Origin of the sequence: uncultured Winogradskyella sp., assembly GCF_963975125.1 — a bacterium.
In the GTDB taxonomy this organism is placed as follows: domain Bacteria; phylum Bacteroidota; class Bacteroidia; order Flavobacteriales; family Flavobacteriaceae; genus Winogradskyella.
Genome location: NZ_CAXBGB010000111.1, coordinates 1 through 7,608, shown reverse-complemented (window position 1 = coordinate 7,608; position 7,608 = coordinate 1). Strand labels below are relative to the sequence as shown.

8 protein-coding genes and 1 pseudogene are annotated in these 7,608 nt (G+C 29.5%); 3 read left to right on the top strand and 6 right to left on the bottom strand.

Features of this window, described 5'->3' with window-relative positions; all coding sequences use genetic code 11:
* The 5 genes from AAC053_RS12975 to AAC053_RS12955 all read right to left on the bottom strand — a co-directional run.
* The coding region (locus tag AAC053_RS12975; RefSeq protein ID WP_339757409.1) for a sugar phosphate nucleotidyltransferase at nucleotides 1–485 on the bottom strand (485 nt) is incomplete at its 3' end.
* A 3-nt stretch (nucleotides 486–488) separates the two neighbouring features.
* Nucleotides 489–1,703 (bottom strand): UDP-N-acetylglucosamine 4,6-dehydratase, encoded by a 1,215-nt coding sequence (locus tag AAC053_RS12970; protein ID WP_339757406.1) that lies wholly within the window; start codon nucleotides 1,701–1,703, stop codon nucleotides 489–491.
* 27 nt (nucleotides 1,704–1,730) lie between these two features.
* Complete coding sequence (locus tag AAC053_RS12965) at nucleotides 1,731–2,375, bottom strand: class I SAM-dependent methyltransferase (RefSeq protein WP_339757403.1); 645 nt, start codon at nucleotides 2,373–2,375, stop codon at nucleotides 1,731–1,733.
* A gap of 214 nt (nucleotides 2,376–2,589) precedes the next feature.
* Nucleotides 2,590–3,597 carry an IS30 family transposase gene (locus AAC053_RS12960; protein WP_339757400.1) on the bottom strand — a complete coding sequence of 336 codons (1,008 nt, stop codon included), beginning with the start codon at nucleotides 3,595–3,597 and terminating at the stop codon, nucleotides 2,590–2,592.
* A 118-nt stretch (nucleotides 3,598–3,715) separates the two neighbouring features.
* Nucleotides 3,716–4,600, bottom strand: a complete 885-nt coding sequence (locus tag AAC053_RS12955; RefSeq protein ID WP_339757398.1) for a glycosyltransferase family 2 protein — start codon at nucleotides 4,598–4,600, stop codon at nucleotides 3,716–3,718.
* Nucleotides 4,601–4,694: 94 nt separating this feature from the next.
* Between AAC053_RS12955 and AAC053_RS12950 the strand changes: the two genes are divergently transcribed.
* Together AAC053_RS12950 and AAC053_RS12945 are read left to right on the top strand one after the other, a co-directional pair.
* Nucleotides 4,695–5,597 carry a hypothetical protein gene (locus AAC053_RS12950; protein ID WP_339757395.1) on the top strand — a complete coding sequence of 301 codons (903 nt, stop codon included), beginning with the start codon at nucleotides 4,695–4,697 and terminating at the stop codon, nucleotides 5,595–5,597.
* 12 nt (nucleotides 5,598–5,609) lie between these two features.
* Nucleotides 5,610–6,395 (top strand): glycosyltransferase family 2 protein, encoded by a 786-nt coding sequence (locus tag AAC053_RS12945; RefSeq protein ID WP_339757412.1) that lies wholly within the window; start codon nucleotides 5,610–5,612, stop codon nucleotides 6,393–6,395.
* 21 nt (nucleotides 6,396–6,416) lie between these two features.
* On the opposite strand, the gene AAC053_RS12940 is transcribed toward AAC053_RS12945, so the two are convergent.
* Complete coding sequence (locus AAC053_RS12940) at nucleotides 6,417–7,355, bottom strand: glycosyltransferase (protein ID WP_339757393.1); 939 nt, start codon at nucleotides 7,353–7,355, stop codon at nucleotides 6,417–6,419.
* A 58-nt stretch (nucleotides 7,356–7,413) separates the two neighbouring features.
* Here AAC053_RS12940 and AAC053_RS12935 point away from each other — a divergent pair.
* Nucleotides 7,414–7,608 (top strand): annotated as a pseudogene (locus tag AAC053_RS12935) (hypothetical protein); the annotation flags it as partial.

Genomic DNA, 7,608 nt, shown 5'->3' with positions numbered 1-7,608 from the left:
GAAGGTTTCTCTTTAATATTAGTAACATAACCTGCTTTTGTTTCTACAACACCATGTGGAATAGCTACTTTATAAGGAATAGTTGCTATTAAGGTGTCTCCTTCTTTTAAAAGGAGATTATTAAACATTTCGTCAAAATCTGCATTAGTGAGCAAGTCAGCATTTATTATTAATATATAATCATTGGTGAAGTTGTCTATAAGTTTTAAAGCACCAATAGTACCTAAAGGCTTGTGTTCTTTAACGTAAGTGAAATTAATTTGATGTTTATTGTTTTCTTTAAAATAATCGACAATTTGTTCGCCTAAATAATTAATGGTAATAGTTATGTATTTAATTCCGTAAGACGCTAGTAAATCGGTATTGTATTCTATAATTGGTTTATTACCAACTTTTAACAATGGTTTTGGTTTGTATGCTGTCAATGGCATTAAACGTTTGCCTTTGCCACCAGCCATTATTACAACATCTATTTTGTTATGCATTAGTTACATTTTATGATCTAAATTTCTCCCTATTTCCTTATGGTCAAAGTTCGGTAGTATTTTATTAAATAAACTAGTTACATCTTCCTTAGTCCAAGCCTTTTTTGTCTTGAATTTGTTTATGGTATTTGTAAACATAATGAGTTTATCTTCATCATTAAAATTAAAATCGTTTTTAATAATCCCAATATTATTGAAAAGATTCATGTCTAAGATTTCATTTTTAGTAAAAAACTCTTCACAATTCTTTTCTCCAGTCGTATCGCTTTTATTAAATAAACAAGGCCATTTTCCTGTTTGAGGTAAAGTTTTGGCTAGTTCTCGTGCTTCGTCTTCATCATTACATAAATAAGGTTCGTAACCTAAATTTTCAATATATTTTATGGCAATATCAACGAAATTAATTAAATGTAAAGCTCCGTTCAATTTAGGAAAAAAGATATCTCTATTTTCGCCAAATATACAAGACATTAAACAGAGTTCTCCAGATTCTTTAGGAGTTATAAAATATCTTTTTATGTCATGTGGCGCTACAATAGGTTGTTGCTTTTTAATACGTTGATCAAAGCCATGTAACAAAGAACCATCGGAGAAAGCAACATTAGCAAAACGTGCTGTAGAGGTATTGATGTTATTACTTTTCTGCATTAAAAACATTTCCATAATACGTTTAGAAGCACCCATCATATTTACAGGATTTGCTGCTTTGTCTGTAGAAACACAGAAATATTTTTTTACACCACTATTAATGGATTGTTGAATGGTTTTCTCGGTATTAAAAATATTCACATCAATCATACGCATTAATGTAAAAGGGTCTTTTTCACTTCTCACATGTTTTAATGCTGAAAGATTTAAAACATAATCATAATTTCCATCAGCAGATATAAAAGCATCATATTCCACAGAACAAATATCGAGTGCAAAAGTTTTAAAATCTCCATCAATATAACCAAATGAACTTCTTATATCTCTCACCAATTCTACTAAATTGTTCTCGCTAATATCTACAACATGAAGTTTAATAGGTTTACGTTTAAAAATTTCTTTGGTAATGGCTTGTCCAATAGAACCTGCACCTCCTAGAACTAAGAATTTTGAAGATAATACGATAATGTTCAACTCGTCATTATATAACTTTATATCGTGTTCAAATAATTCGTTATTTCTACCGATAAGGTCTAATATATCTTGTTTAAGCGGTAGTTTATGGTTCATAAGGATTTACTAATACCAATTTAGTCTTTAGACATTCTTGGCTACAGTTGCAAATTGTACATATTTCATATCCATTGCCGTAAAGAATAGTGGAATATTATAGAGATATGGCTTTAATGATTTACTTGGGTTTATACCATCATTGCTAATAACTTCATATCCTAAGCCTTCATACATTTTTCTAATACTTTTTTTTGTGAACCAACGCAAATGAGTTTTGTCCATAACACCATGGTCTGCGTAATCCCAATTACCATCAGCAACTAACATTTTCATTACTCTAAAATACCTGATATTTGGTATAGAACTAATAATTAATCCGTTTTTAACTAATTTAGGTTTTAGATCACGTAAAACATCATCAGGATATGCTAAATGCTCCAAAACATCATTAAAATAAATAGCATCAAAAAAGTTGTCTGGCAATTCATTAATATAATCCTCAACGGCACCGATAAAAATTTTATCCAAAACCTTTTTTGCAACTTCCCCTTCTTCTGGCATGTATTCAATTCCCCAAACTTCGGCATTATTATAGTCTTTAATTTGAACAGCAAAAGTACCTTGTCCGCAACCTACATCTAATACGCGTTTTGCAGTTTTTTGCAATAGTTTGAGCATTTCAGGTCTCGGAAAGTTATAATAGGCATCTGGTTTGTTGTTATAATCCATTTATATAAATATTGATTAGGTTGAAAGATATTAAATTTTTAAGCTGAACTTGATAATTGATTTTTGGCTTATGTGTTTTTCAAATCAAATTCTGTCTCTACAAAATTCTTGATGATAAATCACTTCATTTAAAGGTACATAACTAGATTCAAAAAACAACCAATCAACCTTTATGTTTTTTGGTCAACTATCAGAATATAAAAGAATGCTGTGTTCAACTCATAAGTGCAACAAACTTATTATTTAGAGTTTCAATAGGACTAAGGTAATTGAATTTTCTAATAGGTCTGTTATTGATTGATAATTCTACTTGTTTAATTCGCTTTTTAGAAACCTCTCTTAAATCTGTTTTCTTAGGAAAGAATCTTCTAATTACTCCAATTCTGTTTTCTACAGTCCCCTTTTCTTGAGATGTATAAAGTGTTGTAAAGTAAGTCTTTACGTTAAATTCTTCTGCTATTTCTTGATGTCCAGCAAATTCTTTACCATTATCAAAAGTTAAGGTTTTGAGATAGCTAGAACTAAATCTGCTTAGTCTTTCTTTTATTTTAGAAGTGACTTCTTTGGCGGTTTTCCCTTTTAGCTTTTCTATCATGGTAATTAATGTGGCTCTGTCTGTAAGTACTAATAATGCTGATTTATGGTCTTTACCCATCATTAGATCGGCTTCTAAATCACCAATCCTTTTTCTTTGTTCTACTATTGTTGGGCGTTGTGAGATATGAACTCTATTTGGAATACTACCTCTAGTATCTTTTATGTTTCCTCGTTTCTGTCTTCGTTTTCCGTGTTTTAACTCTTTATATAAGTATTTGTAGTTACGATTCTCCTTTGTGTTAGTATGCTTTGATTTCCATATCCACTTATAAATGGTTCCATGAGATATTTCAGGTATACCGAGTTCTTTACATTTCTTAGAAATAAGTTCAGGACTCCATTTGTCTTGTTCCATTTTCCTTGAAATAATCTGTTTTACATCAGCAGTTAATAAAACTATTTTGAACTTATGCGTATGACGATTTTGTGATTTTCGCTCTGCATTTTCGGCAATATAACAGCCTGATGTTCTACCTCGAAGCGCAATAGATCTTTTCAGCTCTCTGCTAATGGTGCTGCGATGAAAGCCTAGTTGTTCTGCTATTAAGGTTTGAGACAATCCAGCTTGTAGTAAGGCTTCTATTTGATATCTTTGTACTAAGGTTAACTGTTTATAATTTTTCATGCAAGACAAATTTAGGTTTTTGACCTAAAGCACTTGGAGAACTCTCCAAGTGTTTTTAATTTATCTGTTGCACTTATTACTTGAACTTACAAATCATTATATGTAATAATCTTTAATATTATGGTTTCATTGAATAAACTAAAGAATTTCCACCTTTTAAAATTATTTTAAAAGAAGAGAAGTATTTCTTTGGTTTAATAATAGATTTGAACCCATATTTTAATAACAAAACGACTCGCAATGTATAATAGTAAAGATAACTATAGTTTTTTTGTATCACATATAAATAGGAAATTGTAAACTCATTTTTAATTCTAACATTAGTAGAGCTTTGTCCCATATAGTGTATAAATGTAGAATCGGGATAAAATACGGTTTGGTATCCATTCTTTTTCAGCCGAAGGCAAATATCCATTTCTTCATAAAATAAAAAGATATTAGGGTCAAAACCACCAGAAAGTTTATAGGCTTCTTTTTTGAAAAACATAAAAGCACCAGAAACTAAATCGACTTCAAACGGACTTGTTAGATCACTATTCGTTTTTTTGGAGTAATATTTATGTGGTTTTTGTTGATTAAATAAGTGATACTTTAAATCTATAAATTGTCTGTAACTGTATTTGAATTTTTCGTTTTCTTTGTTGACTTGATAAAGTCCCAAAACTCCTACATCTTTATTCTCGTTACTGTAATTCAATAATTTTAACAAAGAGTTTTCAGTAAGTTCTGCATCATTATTTATAAACGCATAATGGTTGCCTTTTGCAAATTGGTACCCAAAATGATTGCCACCACCAAAGCCTAAATTAATTTTACTTTTTACGAAAGTAATAGGCTTATTTTCTAAAAAATCGCTTAGTGTTTTTTTGTCTTCGGAAGCTGAATTGTTATCAACCACAATAATTTCAAACGTAACATCTTTAGTGTATTTATAAATAGATTCAATACAGTTGATAGTAAAGTTTGAAGAGTTAAAATTGATGATAATAATTGAAATATCCATAGGCTAGAAAGTGAACAAAATTAATAAAAAAACAATGCTTTAAGTTATTAAGTTTTCATAAATGCTTAATATTGTAGTATTCCAAAGCATATTTATGAAGAACATTCAAGTTGGTTTTTTATTATCCTACGATTATGAAAAGTTGAAGCTTTCAATTCCGCCAGTTTATGATCAAGCTGATGCTATTTTTTTGGCTATGGATGAGAAACAACGCACTTGGTCAGGGAAAGAATTTGAAATTGATCCTATTTTTTTTGAATGGTTAGAGTCATTTGATACTGATAATAAAATTACCATTTATAAAGATAATTTCTATATTCCAGAGTTGTCTGCTATAGAAAATGATTCTAGAGAGCGCCATATGCTATCTCTAAAAATGGGTATAGGAAATTGGTTAGTTCAGGTAGATTCTGATGAGATATTTATTGATTTTTCTAAATTTGTGAAACAATTAAGATTGCGCAATAAGTATTTAGAATCACCAGAGAAAAACCCAATTCAAATTGCTGGATTTTTAGTAAATGTCTATAAATATTTAGAGGATGGTATTTTATATGTGGACCAACCAACAAAAGTCTTATTAGCTACTAATTATCCAAATTATAAAGTGGCGAGAAAAACAAAAGAACGCATTATTTACACCGATAATATATTATTGCACGAATGTTTGTCAAGGACAGAGAAAGAATTAAGGTTTAAACTCGATAATTGGGGACATAATGACCAAGTTAATAAGAACTTTTTTGAAAAATGGAGAAGAGCGAATAAGGATAATTATAAATCCATTACAGATGTCTTTTATTTAGAGCCGCATAAATGGAAAAAATTAGGATTCATTGAATCTAGAAATTTAGATAAAATTAAAGATCTTATTAAAGAACGCCCTAGTTTAAGTTTGTCTAAGTCTTATTTATTTAAGAAGAATTTTGGACAATGGTTCAAATTTTTGAAGCTTTTTAGAATGAATAAAAACCACGATTTTGAAACTTATTTTTAATTAGCGAGCCTTATCAAAAACAGTTTAATCATATCAACCTATAATTGGCCAGAAGCTTTAGCTTTGGTTTTAAAAAGTCTTAAAAATCAAACGGTTTTGCCAGATGAAGTTATTATTGCAGATGATGGATCTACTGATGAAACAAAGTTATTGATAGAAAATTTCAAGAAAGAGTCAACTTTTCCTGTTAGCCATGTGTGGCACGAAGACGTTGGATTTACAAAAGCTATTATTCTAAATAAAGCTATTGCAAAAACTGAGGGAGACTATATCATTCAAGTAGATGGAGATTGTATAATGCATTCTAACTTTATTGAAGATCACTTAACGTTTGCATCAAAAAACTGTTATCTCTATGGAAGTCGCGTTAACATACAAAAACCTTATTTAGATGCACTTTATAAAAATCAACAAGTTCAATTTAGTCCTTTTTCTAAAGGCATAAAAAAAAGAACACGAGCGATTTATAGTCCATTTTTAAGTCAATTTTATAAATCGAACCATCAATTTTCTAAGAAGTTTAGAGGTTGTAATACGTCTTATTTTAAATCAGATTTCATCGAAGTTAATGGCTATAATGAAGATTTTAAAGGTTGGGGAAGAGAAGATTCTGAGCTTGCATTACGCTTTTTTAATAAAGGATTAAAATCCAGAAGGTTGCGTTATAGAGGTATAGTATATCATATTTATCACCATGAAAAATCGAAGAGTAGATTAGAACTTAATAATAATATAGAATTAACAACGATTAAAGAAAAGTTAACTTGGACAGCCAATGGTGTTGATAAATATCATTAAATTATAATAGTTTTTTGATTATCAATTTAATGCTTCTCCGTTTAATACGTTTTCATAAAGTTTAATGTAGTTTTTCGCCATTTGTTTAGAGTTAAAGGTATGATATGCATAATCCCGACAAACTTTTGGGTTAAAATTATTGTGTTTAATAGCTTCAATTAAAATATCATTATCATCACTTGTAACACCAACATCATCTGTTATAAGTTCAGGAAGAGAGCCAAGTGTAGACCCAAAAATTGGACAACCAGCAAAAAGACTTTCAATAATAGCGAGCCCAAAAGGTTCGTGCCATTTCACAGTGAAAATAAGCCCTTTGGATTTTGAAAGAATAGCCATTTTTTGTTTATCATTAACCATACCATGATATTTAATCAAAGGATTAACTTTCCAAATAAAACCTTTTTTTAGGTTTTTATAATTCCATTTTTCACCTCCTAAAACTATGAGTCTATTGTTAGTTTTTACGGCTATTTTTGCAGCATCTGCTAAGTTTTTTACTTTCCATGTGGCTTTTCCCAAAAAATGATAATAAGAACGAGCTGAATTTGTTAACTCAATATTATAATCATCCCAATTTAAACCGTTATAAACAAAGGTGTTAAGATTGTTTCTTTCAGCATGGTTTTTAGAGATACAAATGGTGTTTTTTGGCAATATAGAATCTGCTTCAGTGTTACCATGAAGAGTAAATACACTTGGTGTTTTAATATCTGATAAATATTCTACGTTGTGAGAATGTATAATATCTGTGTTTTCTGGAATTTGAGATTTTAAACCCTTTGATTCATCATAAATAATAACATTGGCAAAATTACATGAAGACCCTTTTTTTACTAGGAAACTAACATTGTGGTTTAGTTTAGAAAGTTCATAACCTAAATACCAAATTACGCGCTCTGTACCACCATATTGTAAAGCTGGAATTTTATTGTGTTTAGAAATTATTAGAATGTTCATTTACCACTTAGATTGAAAAACTAATATAGTTTATATTTGATAATATTTTAAATGAATAATGGGTAATTTAAGAACAACGACTGTCATACATAGAACATTTAAAAAATGGAAAGATAAGCTTAACACTATTATTTTTAATTTTGATACATCAGGAACACCTTTCGGTAACCAAGATAGAAATTCTTTAAAGCTTTTTAAGCTTGAAGACAAAACACTAAATGTTAAGTCTTTTAGAGTTCCTAATGTTATTAAT